Source organism: Chromobacterium sp. IRSSSOUMB001 (assembly GCF_023507765.1).
Classification (GTDB): Bacteria; Pseudomonadota; Gammaproteobacteria; order Burkholderiales; family Chromobacteriaceae; genus Chromobacterium; species Chromobacterium haemolyticum.
The window spans coordinates 292,822-310,767 of record NZ_JALCYU010000002.1; the positions used below are offsets into that span (position 1 = coordinate 292,822).

General features: G+C 63.2%; 19 protein-coding genes. 12 read left to right on the plus strand and 7 right to left on the minus strand.

The features are described from left to right. The 7 genes from MOV80_RS03465 (at position 1) to MOV80_RS03495 (ending at position 6,721) form a co-directional block, all read left to right on the plus strand. Positions 1–528, plus strand: coding sequence for a FixH family protein (locus tag MOV80_RS03465; protein WP_019102685.1), 528 nt, complete (start codon positions 1–3; stop codon positions 526–528). Then, positions 528–947 (plus strand): YbaY family lipoprotein, encoded by a 420-nt coding sequence (locus MOV80_RS03470; RefSeq protein ID WP_019102686.1) that lies wholly within the window; start codon positions 528–530, stop codon positions 945–947. The genes MOV80_RS03465 and MOV80_RS03470 overlap by 1 nt, the downstream gene beginning before the upstream one ends. Before the next feature lie 440 nt (positions 948–1,387). Then, on the plus strand, positions 1,388–2,764 hold the full coding sequence (locus tag MOV80_RS03475) for a peptide MFS transporter (RefSeq protein ID WP_019102795.1): 1,377 nt from the start codon (positions 1,388–1,390) through the stop codon (positions 2,762–2,764). Between the two features lie 178 nt (positions 2,765–2,942). Next, on the plus strand, positions 2,943–4,427 hold the full coding sequence (locus MOV80_RS03480; RefSeq protein ID WP_118266616.1) for a glycosyltransferase family 39 protein: 1,485 nt from the start codon (positions 2,943–2,945) through the stop codon (positions 4,425–4,427). Position 4,428: 1 nt separating this feature from the next. Continuing rightward, a complete protein-coding gene (locus MOV80_RS03485; protein ID WP_019103429.1) occupies positions 4,429–5,442 on the plus strand; it encodes a glycosyltransferase family 2 protein in 1,014 nt (337 codons plus the stop codon). Beyond that, entirely contained in the window at positions 5,439–5,846 is a 408-nt protein-coding gene (locus MOV80_RS03490) for a GtrA family protein (RefSeq protein ID WP_118266614.1), read from the plus strand. The genes MOV80_RS03485 and MOV80_RS03490 overlap by 4 nt, the downstream gene beginning before the upstream one ends. Positions 5,847–5,899: 53 nt before the next feature. Further along, complete coding sequence (locus MOV80_RS03495; RefSeq protein WP_052052152.1) at positions 5,900–6,721, plus strand: ChbG/HpnK family deacetylase; 822 nt, start codon at positions 5,900–5,902, stop codon at positions 6,719–6,721. An 18-nt stretch (positions 6,722–6,739) separates the two neighbouring features. On the opposite strand, the gene MOV80_RS03500 is transcribed toward MOV80_RS03495, so the two are convergent. Both MOV80_RS03500 and MOV80_RS03505 read right to left on the minus strand, forming a co-directional pair. Next, positions 6,740–7,426, minus strand: coding sequence for a TIGR01621 family pseudouridine synthase (locus MOV80_RS03500; protein WP_043592716.1), 687 nt, complete (start codon positions 7,424–7,426; stop codon positions 6,740–6,742). Then, entirely contained in the window at positions 7,419–7,925 is a 507-nt protein-coding gene (locus MOV80_RS03505; protein ID WP_019103425.1) for an acyl-CoA thioesterase, read from the minus strand. The genes MOV80_RS03500 and MOV80_RS03505 overlap by 8 nt, the downstream gene beginning before the upstream one ends. A gap of 153 nt (positions 7,926–8,078) precedes the next feature. Between MOV80_RS03505 and MOV80_RS03510 the strand changes: the two genes are divergently transcribed. Next, entirely contained in the window at positions 8,079–8,744 is a 666-nt protein-coding gene (locus MOV80_RS03510; RefSeq protein WP_019103424.1) for a putative metalloprotease CJM1_0395 family protein, read from the plus strand. A 181-nt stretch (positions 8,745–8,925) separates the two neighbouring features. Here MOV80_RS03510 and MOV80_RS03515 read toward each other — a convergent pair whose 3' ends face one another. Further along, complete coding sequence (locus MOV80_RS03515) at positions 8,926–11,310, minus strand: heavy metal translocating P-type ATPase (RefSeq protein ID WP_249604839.1); 2,385 nt, start codon at positions 11,308–11,310, stop codon at positions 8,926–8,928. Positions 11,311–11,454: 144 nt separating this feature from the next. On the opposite strand from MOV80_RS03515, the gene MOV80_RS03520 reads away from it, so the two are divergent. Next, on the plus strand, positions 11,455–11,925 hold the full coding sequence (locus MOV80_RS03520) for a Cd(II)/Pb(II)-responsive transcriptional regulator (protein ID WP_019103421.1): 471 nt from the start codon (positions 11,455–11,457) through the stop codon (positions 11,923–11,925). Then, entirely contained in the window at positions 11,922–12,581 is a 660-nt protein-coding gene (locus tag MOV80_RS03525; protein WP_249604840.1) for an OmpA family protein, read from the plus strand. Before MOV80_RS03520 ends, MOV80_RS03525 begins: the two co-directional genes overlap by 4 nt. Before the next feature lie 180 nt (positions 12,582–12,761). On the opposite strand, the gene MOV80_RS03530 is transcribed toward MOV80_RS03525, so the two are convergent. Further along, positions 12,762–13,445 carry an LrgB family protein gene (locus tag MOV80_RS03530; RefSeq protein WP_249604841.1) on the minus strand — a complete coding sequence of 228 codons (684 nt, stop codon included), beginning with the start codon at positions 13,443–13,445 and terminating at the stop codon, positions 12,762–12,764. Further along, positions 13,435–13,866, minus strand: a complete 432-nt coding sequence (locus tag MOV80_RS03535) for a CidA/LrgA family protein (protein ID WP_019103418.1) — start codon at positions 13,864–13,866, stop codon at positions 13,435–13,437. Before MOV80_RS03535 ends, MOV80_RS03530 begins: the two co-directional genes overlap by 11 nt. A gap of 121 nt (positions 13,867–13,987) precedes the next feature. Between MOV80_RS03535 and MOV80_RS03540 the strand changes: the two genes are divergently transcribed. Together MOV80_RS03540 and MOV80_RS03545 are read left to right on the plus strand one after the other, a co-directional pair. Continuing rightward, positions 13,988–14,878, plus strand: a complete 891-nt coding sequence (locus MOV80_RS03540; protein WP_081554345.1) for a LysR family transcriptional regulator — start codon at positions 13,988–13,990, stop codon at positions 14,876–14,878. A 27-nt stretch (positions 14,879–14,905) separates the two neighbouring features. Continuing rightward, entirely contained in the window at positions 14,906–15,358 is a 453-nt protein-coding gene (locus tag MOV80_RS03545) for an LEA type 2 family protein (RefSeq protein WP_019103416.1), read from the plus strand. 87 nt (positions 15,359–15,445) lie between these two features. Here the strand turns inward: MOV80_RS03545 and MOV80_RS03550 are convergent, their stop codons facing one another. Further along, a complete protein-coding gene (locus MOV80_RS03550) occupies positions 15,446–15,880 on the minus strand; it encodes a hypothetical protein (RefSeq protein WP_081574618.1) in 435 nt (144 codons plus the stop codon). A gap of 116 nt (positions 15,881–15,996) precedes the next feature. Next, positions 15,997–17,883 carry a methyl-accepting chemotaxis protein gene (locus MOV80_RS03555; protein WP_052052154.1) on the minus strand — a complete coding sequence of 629 codons (1,887 nt, stop codon included), beginning with the start codon at positions 17,881–17,883 and terminating at the stop codon, positions 15,997–15,999. Between the last annotated feature and the right edge of the window lie 63 nt (positions 17,884–17,946).

Below are 17,946 nucleotides of genomic sequence, written 5' to 3' on the forward strand. Positions count from 1 at the left end.
ATGCAGCATACCGCCCCCGCTCCGCGCCCTTGGTACCGCGAACCCTGGCCCTGGATTCTGTTCGGCCTGCCGCTGGTGTCCGTCATCGTCGGCGTGATGTTCCTCGCCACCGCGATCCGCACCGACGACGGCCTGGTCACCGACGACTACTACAAGAAGGGCAAGGCCATCAATATGGAACTGCGCCGCGACAAGCAAGCCTTCAATATGGGCTTGAGCGCACAGCTGATGGTGGGCACGGACCAGCGCACGCTGCGGCTGATCACCACCAGCAAGGTGCCGCTGCCCGCCGTCATCACCATGCGCATGGTTCACCCGGCGCAGGACGACTTCGACCAACAGGTGGAAATGCGCCAGGCTGGTCCCAACCTCTACCAGGCCGTGCTGCCGGCGGTGCCGGTCAAGGCCAATCATTGGTACATCCTGCTGGAAGACCAGGCCAAGCAATGGCGGCTGCAGGGCGAATGGAAGCCGGCCGAAGGCCAGACCGTTTCCCTCGGCCACCAAAACCTGGAGCCGGCGGACTGATGATGAAGCGACTGACCCGCTCCCTATGCGCATTGGCTCTGGGCCTGGCCTTGAGCGCAGCCCACGCCGGCGGTTTCGTGCCAGCCTATCTGACCGGCAATATCGCGCCTCAACAGAGCGCCACGCTGTCCCAGGCCAAGGACGTGCTCGTCAAAGTGCGCCTATTGGATCAAAGCCGCCAAGACGCGCCGCCCCAACTGCTGGCGGAGCAGATCCTGGAAAAACCACGCAGCATTCCGGCGGACTTCTCCCTGTGTTACGACAAGCAGGCGATCAAGCCCGATGGTCGCTATGTGGTGGAAGGCCAGATCTTTGTGAACGGCGAACTACGCTACAACAGTAGCCGCCAGACCGAGGTGCTGCGCGCCGGCGCCGACGAACATCCGCAACTGAGGCTGGACACCGTCGGCGGCAACTAAGCCGCCCCTCCTCCAGGCCCTGCTTCCCGCAGGGCTTTTTCTTTCCCCGCCCCCGCCGCAACGCCGATTGAGTGTTGCTGTTTTGCCTCAGCATCGCCGCGTAGAGACGCAAACCGTTCCGCAGGCCCCCATCCAGCCACAAACACGCATAAACCCTTCTCCCGACGGGATTTTCGACAATAGCCCAAATACGAAGCCGCACTGCATCCATGTCATTTTGCTTACAAATAAATATGACAAATGGAGACAGTTAGTGACGCATTTACTCTATTAATTACGATTGTATGGCAGTAAAGATTAAAAAATTTTCACATACAAACATTTCCTAGTTATTATCAAAAATTGCCTACAAAATCCAAGGCAATTAAAAAATACAACAACACCTCACTCGACCTTGCTCGTTCAAGTGGTGTCACTCAAGTCACACAAGGAAATAATCTATGTCGACCACTTCGCATCCCAAAGGGCTCTACCTGCTTTTTGTGACCGAAATGTGGGAGCGCTTCAGCTATTACGGCATGCGCGCCATTTTCGTGCTGTTCATGATCAAGGCCCTGATGTTCGACAAGGCTCACGCCGCCGACATCTACGGCACCTATACCGGCCTGGTCTATCTGACTCCGCTGATAGGCGGCTATATCGCCGACCGCTACTGGGGCAACCGCCGTTCCATCTTGGTGGGCGGCGTATTGATGGCCATCGGCCAGTTCATGCTGTTCTTCTCCGGCTCTTTGCACGACAGCAATGTGCAAAGCGCCGCCTGGCTGCTGTACGGCGGCCTGGGCATGCTGATCGCCGGCAACGGCCTGTTCAAGCCGAATATTTCCTCAATGGTGGGCCAGCTCTATCCTGAGGGCGACAAACGCGTCGACTCCGCCTTCACCATCTTCTACATGGGCATCAACGCGGGCTCGCTGATCGCGCCCTTGGTGTGCGGCACCCTGGGCGATACCGGCCACCCGGCCGACTTCAAGTGGGGCTTCATGGCCGCCGGTTTCGGCATGCTGCTGAGCCTGGTGATCTTCTCGCTGTTCAAGAATAAATATCTGGTGACCCCGCAAGGCAAGCCCATCGGCATGGCGCCCAAGCGTCACCACGACAGCGGCGAGAAAGTCGTACACGCCCCGCTCACCCGCGTGGAGAAGGAGCGCCTGGCGGTGATCCTGCTTGTGTCCGCCTTCGTGATCTTCTTCTGGTCCGCCTTTGAGCAGGCAGGCGCCTCGCTGACCTTCTTCGCCGAAGAACAGACCAATCGCAATGTGCTCGGCTTCACCGTGCCGGCCTCCTACTTCCAGTCGATCAACCCGATCTCGGTCGTGATTTTCGCGCCCATCTTCGCCCTCATCTGGACCAAGCTGGGCCAGAACAACCGCGAGCCGAACTCGCCGGTTAAAATGGCGCTGGGTCTGTTCTTCCTTGCGCTGGGCTACTTGGTGATCGCCTTCGGCGTCGAAGGCTTGGAGCCGGGCGTTAAGGTCAGCATGCTGTGGCTGGTCAGCCTGTACGTGCTGCACACCTTCGGCGAGTTGTGCCTGTCCCCCATCGGCCTCTCGCTGGTGGTGAAACTCTCCCCAGCCCGCTTCACCGGCCTGATGATGGGCATCTGGTTCCTGTCCAACGCCGCGGCCAACAAGTTCGCCGGCACCCTGTCGGAACTGTATCCGGACCCGAGCAAGCCGGTGCCGCACTTCCTCGGCTATGCCATCAACAATCTGCATGATTTCTTCATGCTGTTCGTGGCCATGGCCGGCGTCAGCTCGCTAGTGCTGTTCGCACTGTCGTACAAACTGAAGAAAATGATGCACGGCCTGCAATAAGCGCCGCGCGGCCCCGCAAGCCGGGGCCGCCAGCAAGATCCCAAAGCCGGCCTCCGCCGGCTTTTCGCTTATTCCGCCATCCACACAGGAGCGGGAAAAGGCTTTATCATACGGAGCTTCCGGCTCCTGACTCATACTCGCCGCCGCGCCCGCGCGCGCCGACGGCACCGCATCCCGAATGAAACTATCGACCCTTCCCCGCTGGCAGCAATGCGGCATCGCCGTCTTGCTGCTGTTGCTGCTATTCCGCCTCATCGGCCTGTGGACGATTCCGCTGACCGACACCACCGAGGCGCGCTACGGCGAAATCGCCCGCAAGATGCTGGAAACCGGCAACTGGGTAACACTGTGGCACGATTACGGCATCCCCTTCTGGGCCAAGCCGCCGCTTTCCAGCTGGTTGTCCGCCGCCGGCATGGCGCTGTTCGGCGTCAATGAAGCCGCGGCGCGGCTGCCTTCGCTGCTGCTGGCCATCGCCACCCTGGGACTCTGCGCTCACCTGATGCTGCGCCGCAGCGGCCGCGAAGCCGCCATGGCCGCCGCGCTGATCCTGGCCAGCAGCCTGCTCTTCCTCGGCGCCGCCGGCACGGTGATGACAGATCCGGCGCTGTTGTTCTGTGTAACGCTGAGCCAGGCCGCCTTCTGGCACGCTATTGCACGGGGCAGCCGTGGCTGGGGCTATGTGTTCTTCGCCGGCCTGGGGCTGGGCTTGCTGGCCAAAGGGCCGCTGGCGGTAGTGCTGGTGGGCATGCCCATCTTCTTCTGGGTATTGCTGCGCAATCAGTGGCTGGCGCTGTGGCGCAAGCTGCCATGGATCCGCGGCACTCTGCTGATGTTCGCCATCGCCGCGCCTTGGTATGCGCTGGCGGAGCTGCGCACGCCTGGCTTCCTGGATTACTTCATCATGGGCGAGCATGTCAGCCGCTTCCTGGACTCCGGCTGGAAGGGCGACAAATACGGCTTCGCCCACGCCACCCCGCGCGGGATGATCTGGCTGTACACGCTGGGGGCCATTTTCCCCTGGTCCGTCGCCATGCTGGCCTGGCTGGCGCGCCACGGCGCCAAGCTGCCTCGCCTTCGCCGAGACGACGACGGCTGGTTGCTCTATCTGGCCTTGTGGACGCTGATGACGCTGCTGTTCTTCAGCCTGTCCGGCAACATTATCTTCCCCTACTCGCTGCCCATGCTGCCCGGCTGCGCGCTGCTATTCGCCGAGCTGTGGCACCGCGCGCGCGGCGGCGACGCGAAGCGCAGCGCGCTGCCCGGGATAGCCGCGATCGGCGCACTGTTGATGCTGACGCTCCTGGCCTTCAACCACTACGACGGCAACCGCTACCTGCGCACTCAAAAACAGGTGGTCGCGGGCTGGCTGGCACAACAGCCGAGCGCGGACAGCGCCCTGATTTATTGGAGTGGCCGCCGTGAATTTTCCGCGGAGTTCTACTCCCACGGCCGCGCGCGCACCACGCAGGATCCTCAGCAACTGCGCGCTTGGCTGGCCGGCAAGGCCGGCAGCTTCATCGTCTGCGACGTCAACGGTCTCGAACGGCTGCCCGCCGACGTTCGCGCTCGTTTCACCGAGCGCGCCCGCTTCAACATCATGAGCGACACCATGTTGCTGCTGGCCGATACCGCGCCGGCGGCCCCGACCGAGGCCAATTAATATGAGCAACGCCTTCGTCCCTCCTTATCTGCTTGGCCTGCGCGCCAAAGAACGTCCGGCCGATCCGCTGGTCAGCTGCGTGGTGCCCGCCTACAACGAATCCGCCAACATCGTGCCGATGCTGCAGACCCTGCATCAGTTGCTGAACGACGCCGGCTACCGCCACGAACTGGTGGTGGTGGACGACGGCAGCCGCGACGACACCGTGGAGCAGGTGCTGACCCACGCCGCGGAACTGCCGGTGACGCTAATCCAGCTGTCCCGCAACTTCGGCAAGGAGATCGCGCTCACCGCCGGCGTCGACCATGTACAAGGCGACGTAGCCGTGCTGATCGACAGCGACTTCCAGCACCCGCCGGAGATGGTGCCGGTGTTTCTGGAGGAATGGCGCAAAGGCTACGACATGGTCTACAGCGTGCGCAGCAGCCGCGAAGACGAGTCGCTGGCCAAGCGCCTGTTCACCCATGCCTTTTACCGCCTGGCCAACAGCGGCAGCCGCCATAAGATGCCCGCCGACACCCAGGACTTCCGCGTGCTGGACCGCTGCGTGGTGGAAGCCTTGCGCCAGATGCCGGAGCGCAACCGCTTCATGAAGGGTTTGTATCACTGGGTGGGCTTCACCCAACGTCCGATGCCGACCCAGACCCGGGAGCGCCGCGCCGGCCAAAGCAGCTTTAACTACCGCCGGCTGCTGGATTTGGGCATCACCGGCCTTACCGCCTTCTCCAATATGCCGCTGCGCATCTGGACCGTGATCGGCTGCCTGATTTCGCTGTGCTCCATCGCTTACGCGGCCTGGGAGCTGACCCATACCCTGCTGTTCGGCAATCCGGTCAGCGGCTGGCCAACGCTGGCGGTGGCCATCAGCTTTCTCGGAGGGGTGCAACTGCTGTCCATCGGCATCCTCGGCGAGTATATCGGCCGCATTTTCGACGAGGTCAAACAGCGCCCCACCTATCTGGTCAGCCGCATCAGCGGCCCGGGAGCGAGGGATGCGGGGAACCCCGCCGAATGAGCCGCGAATTGTTCTGGTTCGGCGTGGTCGGCGTTTCCGCCATGATGGTGCACTTCGCCATGGTGGCTTGGGTGCTGGTGCCGCTCGGCATGGCGCCGCTGCTAGCCAATGTGCTGGGCTTTCTGCTCGCTTTCCAGGTCAGCTACTGGGGTCACCGGCAGCAGACCTTCCAGGCTCGGCATATCCCCCATCGCCAGGCCTTGCCGCGCTTCTTCGGCGTTGCCTGCCTGAGCTTCATCGTCAACGAGGCGATGTACGGCCTGCTGCTGCGCTTCACGCCGCTGAATTATCGCGCCGCGCTTTTGCTGGTGCTGATCGCCGTGGCGGCGCTGACCTTCGCGCTCAGCAAGTTGTGGGCCTTCCGCGGCGCGCAGCCGATACAAAAACCACACATAAACCCTTAATTTCCAGCACAAACGGATATAAAACTTTATCCGCTTGCCCCGGTCACACCCCCATGACAAAACGACTGACACTCTGCGCCGACGACTTCGCACAGTCCGACGCCATCAGCGCCGGCATTCTGGAGCTGCTGGCCGCCGGCCGCCTGTCCGCCACCAGCGTGATGAGCCAGGCGCCCAGCTGGGCCAGCCACGCCTCCGATCTCAAAGCCTTCGACGGCAAAGCCGACATCGGCCTGCATTTCAATCTGAGCCATCCCTTTGGCGATCAGGCCCGCCCCTTATCGCACTGGCTGATGAAAAGCCAGTTGCGCCAGCTGTCGCGCCCGACGCTGCGCGATGCCGCCGCCATGCAAATCGATCTGTTCTGCCAACATTACGGCCGACTGCCGGACTTCATCGATGGCCACCAGCATGTGCATGCGCTGCCGGTGGTCCGCGACGCCTTGTTCGAAGCCATTGTCCAGCGCTGGCAGGGCCAGGCGCTGCCCTATCTGCGCGCGCCGGATCGTCTGGGCCACCCCGGCGACAACCGGCTCAAGGCGCTGGTGCTGCGCAGCGTCAGCACCGGTTTCGACGACGGCGCTCGCGAGCAGGGCTTCAGCACCACGCCTTGGTTTGGCGGCATGTACTCGCTGACGCCGCAAGCGGACTTCGCCGGGCTGATGCAGCAGTGGCTGGCTCGCAGCCCGGACCGGGGCCTGATCATGTGCCATCCCGGCCACTTGGCCATGGATAAAGACGACCCGATTGCCGCGACGCGGGACAAGGAATTCCGCTTCCTCGCCAGCCAGGCCTTCGCCGATCTCTGCGGCCAGTACGGCGTGGAATTGGCCCGTTTCGACAAGGCCGCTCCCACCACTCCTCTGGCGGCCTGAGCGGGCCGCGGCCGGCCCTCACACTGCCGGCCAGTTCAAATCCCAGGGGGCGCCCAAGCCTTGCAACATCGCACTACAGACATCGGACAGGAAGGCCTCCCCCTGGCTCGGCCGACAGACAAAGCTGAACTGCTCTCCCTCCAGTTCGAAGCGCAAGGCGTAGGCGTGTAGATAGCCCCTGTCCGCCGGCGCGCCGCCGTAGAGCAGATCGCCCAGGATAGGCGCGGATTGCGATTTCAAAGCCACTCTCAACTGATGGGTCTTGCCGCTGCGCGGCCGCAACAGGAATAAGCGCAGGCCCGGCTGCAACGAATAGCTGAAGAACTGCGTCACCGCCGGGTTTTCCTGACTGTTCAGCAAACGCCAGGCGCCTCCGCGCCCCTTGCCCATGTCCCCCGCCACCTTGCCCTGTTTCTTGCTCGGCTTGCGGTCGGACAGCGCCAGATAATATTTCTCGATCTCTCTCCCGGCGAAGGCTTCGCCCAGCCGCGCCGCCGTCTCTGCCGAACGCGCCACTAGGATCAAGCCGGAAGTGATGCGGTCCAAGCGGTGCACCGGCCACAAAGCCTCGTCGCCCAGGCCGGCGCGCAAAGCCTCCATCAGACCAGCCTCCTCGCCGTCGCGGTGAAAGCTGACGCCGGGCGCCTTGTCCAACAGATAGAAACGCGGATCGCTATGCAATAGGGTGAACGCCGCCTCAGGCATCGGCACCGTCCTGGCTAGAGGCTTGGCGCATGCGCTGCTCGGTTTCCATCCGCATCTTCTTGCGAATTTCCGCATCGCGGAAACGGTGCTGCTGCTCCGCCGTTTCCAACGACAGCGGCGGCACCGGCACCGCTTTGCCGTTCTCAAACGCCACCATGGTGAAGTAGCAGCTATTGGTGTGGCGCACCGTGCGCTTCTGAATGTCTTCCGCCACCACCTTGATGCCCACCTCCATCGAGGTGCGCCCCACATGATTGACGCTGGCGAGAAAGGTCACCAGTTCGCCAACGTGAATGGCCTGCTTGAACAGCACCTGATCCACGGACAGCGTCACCACGTAACAGCCGGCGTAACGGCTGGCGCAGGCGTAAGCCACTTGGTCCAGCAGCTTCAACAACACTCCGCCGTGGACATTGCCGGAAAAATTGGCCATGTCCGGCGTCATCAACACCGACATCACCAGCTCGCGCTGACTCGCCTGCTCCACTTGCTGCGCCATGTTTCGCTCCCAAAAAATCCGAAACCGCCTATTGTGCCCCCATCCCTCCGTTTTAAACAGTTTTTGCCCATGCTGCTTGGTAAGACTTTTGATTTGGGCAAAGCCGGCCTATAGCGGCTAAACTGAGAAATATCAAGCTAAAACCGTGAATTCATGAGCCTTTCCGGAATATCCAGCTACGGCGGTTATGGCGGCTACGCATTACAGACCAGCCACGGCCCCAACTGCCAGTGCCCGGCTTGCCAGCAAAGCCTGGCAAGCGCCGCGGCGCCGGTGGGGACAGCCGCATCCGGAAACCGCGCCGGCAACGCCGATGCCGCTCCAGATCAACCGGATCAAGCCAAACCCAACGCCGCGCGCGGCATCGACGGCAAGCCGCTGGACGAGCAGCAGCAAAAACAAGTGGAAGCGCTGAAGGCCCGCGACAGCGATGTGCGCCAGCACGAACAAGCGCATCTGGCGGCCGGCGGCGCGCTGGCCGGCGGCGGCGCCACCTATAGCTATCAGCAAGGCCCGGACGGCAAGCAATATGCGATAGGCGGCGAAGTCGGCATCCGCCTGGCGCGGGGCAGCACCCCGCAAGAAACCATAAGCAATGCCCAGACCGTGCAGCGCGCCGCGCTGGCGCCGGCCGACCCCTCCGGCCAGGACCGCGCGGTGGCTGCCGCCGCCGCGCAGATGGAACAGCAGGCGCGCATTGAACTGATGCAGCAGCAAGCCGGCAAGCAGGGCTTGAGCCCGCTTCAAGCGCGGCAGAAAATCAACAGCCCCGAGCAACAAGGCCCGGGGCTGGGGTCCAACATCGATACCTACGCCTGAGAGCCTGTTTACGCTCCGCTACGCTGCGGCGGGATCGTCAGGCAAGGGCGTCGAAACCCGCTTCAAAATGCTCATATACCGCATGTACATTCCGCTTCTTCAGTGGCAAGCCCTTGTCTCGCCCTAGCTCGCCAGATCGTAAACACGTGCCAGATTCAGGCGACATCCCACGCCATCTCCCTCACTCCGCCTTGCGCACGCCGCGCGCCAGCCGCAGACCGTTGGCGATCACCACCAGGCTGGTGCCCACATCGGCGAACACCGCCATCCACAAGCTGGCCATACCCAGCATCGCCAATACGAAGAACACCAGCTTGGTCAACAAGGCCACCGCGATGTTCGCTTTCAGCACCCGCGAAGTGCGCCGGGCGTGGCTGAGCAAATCAGCCAGCTTGGCCAGCTTGTCATCCATCAAGGCCACGCCGGCGGTTTCCAGCGCGCTGTCGGAACCGGCCGCCCCCATGGCGATGCCCAGGTCGGCCCGGGCCAGCGCCGGCGCGTCGTTGACGCCGTCGCCCACCATCGCCACCATCTTGCCGGAGGCTTGCAAACGGACAATGCGCTCCAGCTTGTCTTCCGGCAACAAACCGCCGTGGGCTTCTACGATGCCGGTCTGCGCCGCCACCGCCTGCGCCACCTGCTGGTTGTCGCCGCTCAACATCACCGTCGCCACGCCCAACTTGGCCAATTGACGCAGAGCCGCCGGCGCTTCCGGACGAATCCGGTCCGCCACCGCGATCACGCCTAGCGCCCGCTCGCCCTCCAGCAACACCAAGGCGCCCTGTCCCGCCAACTCCAAGCGCGACAGCTCGGCCAGCAAGGCCTCGCTCAAAGCGCCCTGCTCCCGAGCCAGCCGGCTGCTGCCCAAAGCCAGCTTCCGGCCGTCCGCCAAGCCGCTGACGCCGCGCCCGGCCTGCTCGCTGACCTGTTCCGCCTCCGGCCAGGATAGGCCTCGCGCGTTCGCCGCCGCCAGCACCGCCTTGGCCAGCGGATGAGTAGAGTGCGCGTCCAGGGCCGCTGCCCAACGCAACAACTGATCCTGATCCACCTCGGCCAGCGTCACCACGCCCGTCACTTGCGGTTCACCCTCGGTCAGGGTGCCGGTCTTGTCGAAACACACCGCATCTATCCTGGCCGCCATTTCCAGCGGCGCGCCGCCCTTGATCAGCAGGCCGTGCTTGGCGGCGGAGGCCAAGGCGCTGACCACGGTCACAGGCGTGGCGATCACCAGCGCGCACGGGCAGGCGATCACCAGCATCACCAGCGCGTTGTAGACCGCCTCGTTCCAGCTCAGCCACCCCAGCATAGGGGTAGACACGGCAAACACCAGCGCGGCCGCCAACACCACCGGGGTGTAAACCTCGGCGAAGCGGTCGATAAAACGCTGCGTCGGCGCCTTGCTGGCCTGAGCATTGCGCACAGTGTCGATGATGCGCGCCAGCACGCTGCCGTTGGCCCCCGCCGTGATCAGCACTTCCACCACGCCGCTGCCGTTGATGCTGCCGGCGAAGACCGCCTCGCCCGGAGACTTGTCCACGGGCAGGCTCTCGCCGGTGATAGGCGCTTCGTTGAACGCGCTGTGGCCTTGTTCGATGCGGCCGTCCAGCGGCACTCGCTCGCCCGGACGCACCCGCACTCGGCTGCCCGGCGCCACGTCGGCGGCCGGGCGCTCCACCCATTCGCCGCCGCTCTGTACCCAGGCGGTTTCCGGCGCCAGCGACATCAAGGCTTTGACCGCTTCGCCGGCGCGCGCCAGCGACATCGCCTCCAGCCGCTCGGCGATGGCGAACAGGAACAACACCATCGCCGCCTCCGGCCATTGGCCAATCAGCATCGCGCCTATCACCGCCACCGACATCAGGAAATGGATATTGAGCGTGCGGGTGGACAGCGCGATCCAGCCCTTTTTCAGCGTGGGAATGCCGCCCAGCAAGATGGAGGCCAAAGCCAACGCCGCGCTGCCCCAGCCCTGGTCCGCTCCGCTGAGCCAGGCCACGCCTTCCGAACCCGCCGCAGCCAGGCCGGACAAGGCCAGCAGCCAGTTGCCCCGGCGCGAAGCCTTGGGCTGCTCCACCGGCGCCGAGGCGTCGCTCAGCTCCACCGCCTTCATGCCCACCTTGGCGATGGCTTGTTTAACGCCGTCCAGATTGGGCAGGTCGTGACGCACCAACAACACCCGCTCGATAAAGTTGAACTCCAGCGCGGCCACCCCGACCATGCCGCCCAAAGCCTTTTCAATCAGCTTGGCCTCGGTCGGGCAGTCCATCGCCTGGATATGCAAGCGCGCTTGCTGCCGGCCGCCCTCGCCCAGCGCCACCGCGCGCGGCGCTTCCGCGCCGTGATCATGGCCTGAGCAGGACTTGCCGGCATGATCGTGTCCGTGGTCGTGCGTGTGACCATGATCGTGGTCATGATCACGCTCACGCGCCGGCATCGCCGCCTCTAATTTGTGGCCGCAGCAATCGTCCGCCTGGCGCGGATCCGGCTTGCCCTCTCCTCCCCGGCAAGAAGCATGGCCGACATGCGGCGCAAGCCCGCGTCGCTGTTTTTGCGCTGGTTGGAACATGGTTGCCTCCCTTGGTCGGATTAATATAGCCTCATTGCAAACCCTATAGTCGCTACAGGGTCAAGCTTTTTTGCTAAAATCCCATCATCCGGCGGGAAATCGTCGCCATCGCCCCATCGTCGGGCGTTTTGCGGGAGAACTGAGATGCTGATTGGAGAACTGGCGCGCCAGACCGGCTGCGAAGTGGAAACCATACGTTATTACGAGCGTGAAGGCCTGCTGTCCGCGCCGCTGCGCAGCGCCTCCGGCTATCGCCGCTACAACGCCGAGCAATTGGGCGAACTGAATTTCATCCTGCACTGCCGTTCCTTGGGCATGTCGCTGGCCGACATCCGCCAACTAGCCGCGTTCAAGGCCGACTCCTCGCTGGCCTGCGACGACATCAACCAGCTGATAGACCGCCAGGTGAGCAAGGTCCATCAGCAAGTGGAGAGCTTGCGTCTGCTGGAACAACAGCTGCTGGCGCTGCGCGACCGCTGCCACGACCATCACACCGTGGCAGAATGCGGCATCCTGCAAACCCTGGTGGAAGCGTCCGAAGGCGAACCTTGCGTCTGTCACACGCCCTTCGGCCAGGATCCGCACCCTCACCCCCATTCCGTGGAGAAGCAATGACCCGTTTGTTCAAGCCCGCCACCGCCGCCGCGACTCTAGTCGCGCTGGCCCTGTCCGCCTGCACCACCAACCCTCAAACCGGCCAGACCGAAATCAGCAAGACCGCGCTCTACGGCCTGGGCGGCGCGGCGGCCTGCGGCCTGGTGGGCGCGCTGACTCATGGCGGCAAAGGCGCCCGCAATTCGGCGCTGGCCTGCGGCGCGATCGGCGCCGGCATCGGCGGCTATATGGATTACCAGGAAAAACAACTGCGCGAGAAGCTGAAGAACAGCCAGATCGCGGTCGAGCGCATTGGCGACCAGCTCAAACTCTCCCTGCCCGACAACATCACCTTCCCCACCAACAGCTATCAGTTGAACGCCAGGGTGCAAAAGCCGCTGGGCGATATCGCCGGCGTGCTGGTGCAATTCCCCGACACCTCGATCACCGTGGCCGGCCACACCGACAGCACCGGCGCCGCCGCCTACAACCAGACGCTGTCGGAGAAACGCGCTCAGTCGGTGACCGAATACCTGCAGGGTCAGGGCGTCAACTCGGTGCGGGTGCGCACCATGGGCTACGGCGCGACCCAACCGGTGGCCAGCAACGCCAGCGAAAGCGGCAAAGCCAAAAACCGCCGCGTGGAGATCATGATCACGCCGCAGCAAATGGGTTGAACCCACGGCAGGCATCCAAGCCCGGCTCCGGCCGGGTTTTTTCACGCCCCAGGCGGCTGATGGGCAAAAAAAATGGGCCAACCCACTGGGTCGGCCCTAACAACGCTCGTTTGGGGAGATGAGGAGAAACCACCGCACGCCACCCCACGGGAATGCGGTCACAACAAGTACACACACAAACTACAACAACAAACCTATCAGCGGCGCGGCGAACACCGTCGCCAAACCGCCCAGCATCATGGTCAGGCTGGCCACCACGCCTTCTTCCGCGCCCAGTTCGCTGGCCTTGGCGGTGCCGGCCGCGTGGGCGGCGGCGCCGAACAAGGCTCCGCGCGCCAGACTGGAGCGCAGCGGCATCCAAGCCAGCATCACTTCGCCCAACAACATGCCGCACACCCCGGTCATCACCACGAACACCGCCGTCAGGTCCGGCGAAGCGCCAATGCCGGAGGCCGTGGCCAAAGCGAACGGAGTGCTGATCGATCGCGGCGCCAGGCTGCGCTGCAACAAGTCGGACAAGCCCAGCAGTCGCGCCAGCCAGATCGAGCTGAACACCGCCACCGGCATGCCCACCAGCACGCCGCAGCTCAGCGACAACCAGTGCCGGCGTATCATCGCCCGATGCTCGTAGATCGGCACCGCGAAAGCCACCGTGGCCGGCCCCAGCATCCAGGTCAGCCAACGGGTGTCTTCGAAATACACCCGGTATGGCACCTTGGCCAAGACCACCAGCACAATCACCAACAGCGGCACCGCCAGAATCGGGGCGCTCCACCAGCTGCGCTTTTTCAGATAAAACTTTTTGACCAGTTCGTACAAAACAACGGTAATCAGCAAACTGGCCAGTGCAATCTCATGCTCCATGCGTCTTCACCTGTTTCTGGCGGCCATGCCAGCGCAGGGCCACTTCCAAGCGATAACATTTATCCACCACCCAGGAGGTCGCCGCCATCACCAACAAGGTGGACAACACGATCACCGCCACAATCCGCAGCCCGGCGGCCATGATCACGTCCGGGTACTGGATCACCGCCACGACGGCGGGGATGAAGAACAACAACATTTCAGCCAACAACCAGCGGGCGCCGCTGCGGCACCAGGCCAGTGGCAACCAGCCCAGCCAGAGCGCCGCCAGCACCAGGAACATCCCTAGCACGCCGGCAGGCACCGCTGGCAGGAAATGGCTGCTCAATTGACTGGCCGCGATCCACACCACGCTCAGCAAGGCCACCTGACCGATGGTCAGCGCCACTTGCTTGAATGCGGAAAGATTCGGATTTGCCATGATTGAGCCACTACACAACACAGGGAGTGGTTCGAGTATAGAGCGCCGCCATGCATTCAAAAAATGAATTAAAATTATTTCACGCATTCCAATCTGGAATGCATGATCCGGACAAGCACATATGGACATCCGCGCGCTGCGCTATTTCATCGAGGTGGTCAAACGCCAAAGCTTCACCAAGGCGGCCGAAGCCCTCTATGTGACTCAGCCCACCATCAGCAAGATGGTGCGCCAGCTAGAGGAGGAATTGGGCTGCCCGTTGATCCTGCGCGAGGGCCGCAGCTTCCGACTCACCGACGCCGGCCGCGCCACTTATGAGCGCGGCCTGGATGTGCTGTCGGCGATGAACCAGTTGAAAACCGAGCTGTCCGACCTGTCTGCGCTCAAACGCGGCGAGCTGGTGGTCGGCCTGCCCCCCATGGTGGGCGTGGCCTTCTTCGCTCCGGTGGTCAGCAGCTTCCGCCAACGCTATCCGCAGATCGAACTGAAAATGGTGGAAGACGGCGCGCTGGCGATCGAGAGCAGCGTGCGCAGCGGCGAACTGGAAATCGGCGTGGCGGTGCTGCCGGTGGACAACCAGGCTTTCGATCAATTCGCCGTGGTGCGCGATCCGCTATGCCTCGTGGCGCCGGCCGGCTCGGAGTGGCGTGGGCAGAGCGTGGTGCGGCTGGAGCAGATCGCCAATCAGCCCTTTGTGCTCTACCCGCAGGACTTCACGCTGGCTCGCCGGGTCAGCGACGCCTTTCGCGAGCTGGGCCGCCCGCTGCATGTGGTCGGGCGCAGCGCGCATTGGGACTTCATCGTCGAACTGGTGTCGGCCCACATGGGCGTCACCCTGCTCCCGCGCTCCATCGTGGAACGGCTGGACCGCTCGGCCTACGATGTGATCCCGCTGGCCGAGCCCAAGCTGGTCTGGCACCTGGCGCTGATCTGGCAAAAGAACGGATACTTGTCGCATGCGGCGCGCGCCTGGCTGGCGGTAACCCGCGATGTGCTGGGCGGTTTGGAATAACGCCGGTCAACCCAAGGAACACCGAATATGAAACGATATCTGAGCGTCGCCCTGTTCGCCCTGCTGCTAAGCGGCTGCGCGGCCTTGAACTACCAGAAACCACAAGTCAGCATCGCCGACGTCAAACCTGGCAAGGCCACGCTGTTCGAACAAAGCTTCGAAGTCAGCCTGCGGGTCAGCAACCCCAACAATCTGGCCTTGAACGCCAAGGGCATGACCCTGGAACTGAACGTGGCGGGAGAGAAGCTGGCCACTGGAGTCAGCAATCAGGCCATCGCCGTACCTGCTCTGGGCGAAGGCGTGGTCACGCTGCAATTGCACACCTCGCTGGCCGGCTGGCTGAAGCAGATAGGCAAGGCAATGGAGGCCGGCAACGGCGGCAAGCTGGAATATCAACTGAATGGCACGCTGGAAGACTTGAACGGCATGGGCCGAGTACCCTTCCGCAGCAAGGGCGAGTGGAAGCTGCCCGGCCAGTAAACGCCCCGTCGTCGCCTTGCGCGGTCTTGCCGGCGTTTCCGGGCCGCTGCTATCTGCCCGCGGCCCCGTCGACGACGGGGCCGACACTCACTGCCGCGGCACCGCCACGCAGTTGTTGCCCTCGAAGCTGACGGTTTCCACCAGCTGGCTCTTGGGATTGACCACGAAGTTGGTGGTGCAGCTGTAATGGGTGGAGCCGCCGCCTATCATGCCGGTATTGACCCAGCGTCCCGGCGTTTCTATGGTCTTGGTCTGGCCATTCTCGTTGTAAGTCACCTTGGCGCCCGGCTCGTACACGCGGTTTTCGCGCAGCGGCTCGCGCTGGGTGAACTCTTTGCTGTAGGTGTAGAGCATGTTGCCGTTCGGCATCTTCAGCGTTTTCTGCGGCGCGCCCCACTCCGCCAGCAATTGATTCACGTCGCGGCCCTGCCAGTAGTACGCCTTCTGCGCATAGCCTTCCTGCGTCGGAAAGGTGCCGCAGGCGGTCAGCAGCAACGCCGACACCATCATCAGTCTTTTCATCCGAAATCCTTCAATCCCCGTTTCACTATCCATAGCATAACAAAACGCCGGCCCCTGAACGGAGCCGGCGCAGTGTGACTGACCATGGGGCCGCGCAAGAGTTTCCTTGCGCGGGTTTACAGACGGAAACGGTTGAAGGTGCTTTGCATCCCCCGCGCCAGATCGTTCAAGGCGCTCAGCGTCTGCATTGCCGATTGCAGCGCGGCGTCGGAGTCGATGATCTGGTTGTTGATCGACTCGGTGCTCTGCGCCATCGCCGTGGTGGCGTTGTGCTGCTCGCTGGTGGACAGGGCCACATCGCCGATCTTGTCTATCACTTGCTGCATCGCGTCGCCAATCGCGGTCAGCCGCGCGCGCGCCTGGCCGGTCAGATCAACGCTGGCGTCCACCGCGCCGACAGTGGTATTCATGTTCTGCACCGCCTTGCCGGTTTCGCCCAAGATGTTTTCCACCATCTGACTGATCTCCACCGTAGCCTGACCCGTGCGCTCGGCCAGCTTGCGCACTTCGTCGGCCACCACAGCAAAGCCGCGGCCCTGCTCGCCGGCGCGCGCCGCCTCGATCGCCGCGTTCAAGGCCAACAGATTGGTCTGGTCGGCAATGTCGCGGATTACATTGGTGATCTTGGAGATCTCCTGCGAGCGCTGTTCCAGCGAGGCCAGCAGGCTGGATAGTTCGCCCACAGATTCGCTGGTGCGCGACATCTCGCTGCTGATGCGCTGCATATCGTTGGCGCTCTCGCGCGAATGTTCGCCGGTATTGCGCGCCAAGCTGTCGGTTTCGCGGGTGGCGTCGGCGATGTGGGAGATGCTCACCGTCACTTCTTCGATCGCCGCCGCGTTGGAGCTGGAAATGTCCGCCAGCACGTGGGAATCATCGGCCAGGCGTTTCACCGCGCCGCTGACTTCGATCACGCCTTGGGTCAGTTGTCCGGCCTCGTCGCGCAATTCGCGGAACATGCCGTTCAGGCGTTGCACGAACTGGTTGAAGGCCTGCGCGGTCTGCGCCACCTCGTCCTCGCCGGCCACTTCGATGCGGCGGGTCAGATCGCCTTCGCCCTGGGAGATTTCGCGCATCGCGTCGCGCACCTGGAACAGGCCCTTGAGCAGGCGGCCCAGATAGGCGGAGCTGAAGGTCAGCATCACCGCCAGCACGATGGCGACGGCGCCGGCGATCAGCCAGATGATGCCGTTGACCTGGGAGGAAATCACCTCCTCGTCCGCGGCAACGCCCATCACCCAGTCGGAGCCGGCGATAGGCCGCAAGGCCACCATATAAGCGCCGCCGTCGATGTCCACGCTCTTGGCTTGATCGCTTTGCAGCAGGCTGGCGAAAGCGGCGTCGTCCAGCGCCGGAATCACGCTGCCGATGGGCTTGAGCTCATTGCCTGGCTTGGGGTAGGCGATGATCTTGCCCTGTTTGGTCAGCAGAAAGGCATGGCCTTTGCCGGCCAGCTTGATGTCCAGCACCGACTTGACCAGCTTGTCGATCAGAATATCGCCGCCCACCACGATGTCCTGGCCCTTGACCTTGTCGGCGATGGTGATCACCAGTTTGTCCTTGGTTTCCGGTTCGGAGTCCTTGTACGGATCGGTGACGATCAGGCCGTCCTGAGCCTTGGACTGCTGGAACCACGGACGTTGCGCCGGCTGGTAGTCGGCGCTGGGCTTGGGACGTCCCGGCACCGAGTATTTCATGTCGCCGGTCGCGCCGTTGCCGGCGTAAATCACGTTGAAGCCGCCACCCTTGGCCAACTGCTGCAGATAGTAGCTGACCTGCGCGTCGTCGGCGTGGCTGAGGCTGGCGCTGATCAGATTCTTGCGAACCGACAGCCATTCGGACACGAAGCCGCCCTGTAGCTGGGCGACCTGGTTGATCTCCCGCTCCGCTTCTTGATAAGCGTGGGAGCGGATATTCAGGCAGGCGGTGATGGTGATGCTGAGCGTGGCGACCAGAATGGACACCGCTGTCAGCAGCGTGAGCTTGTGACGGATGGAGCGCATGATAAGCCGTTGCTGATAAAAGCGTTATTATCCGTCATACGAGATGTCATGCATTGTTAAAAA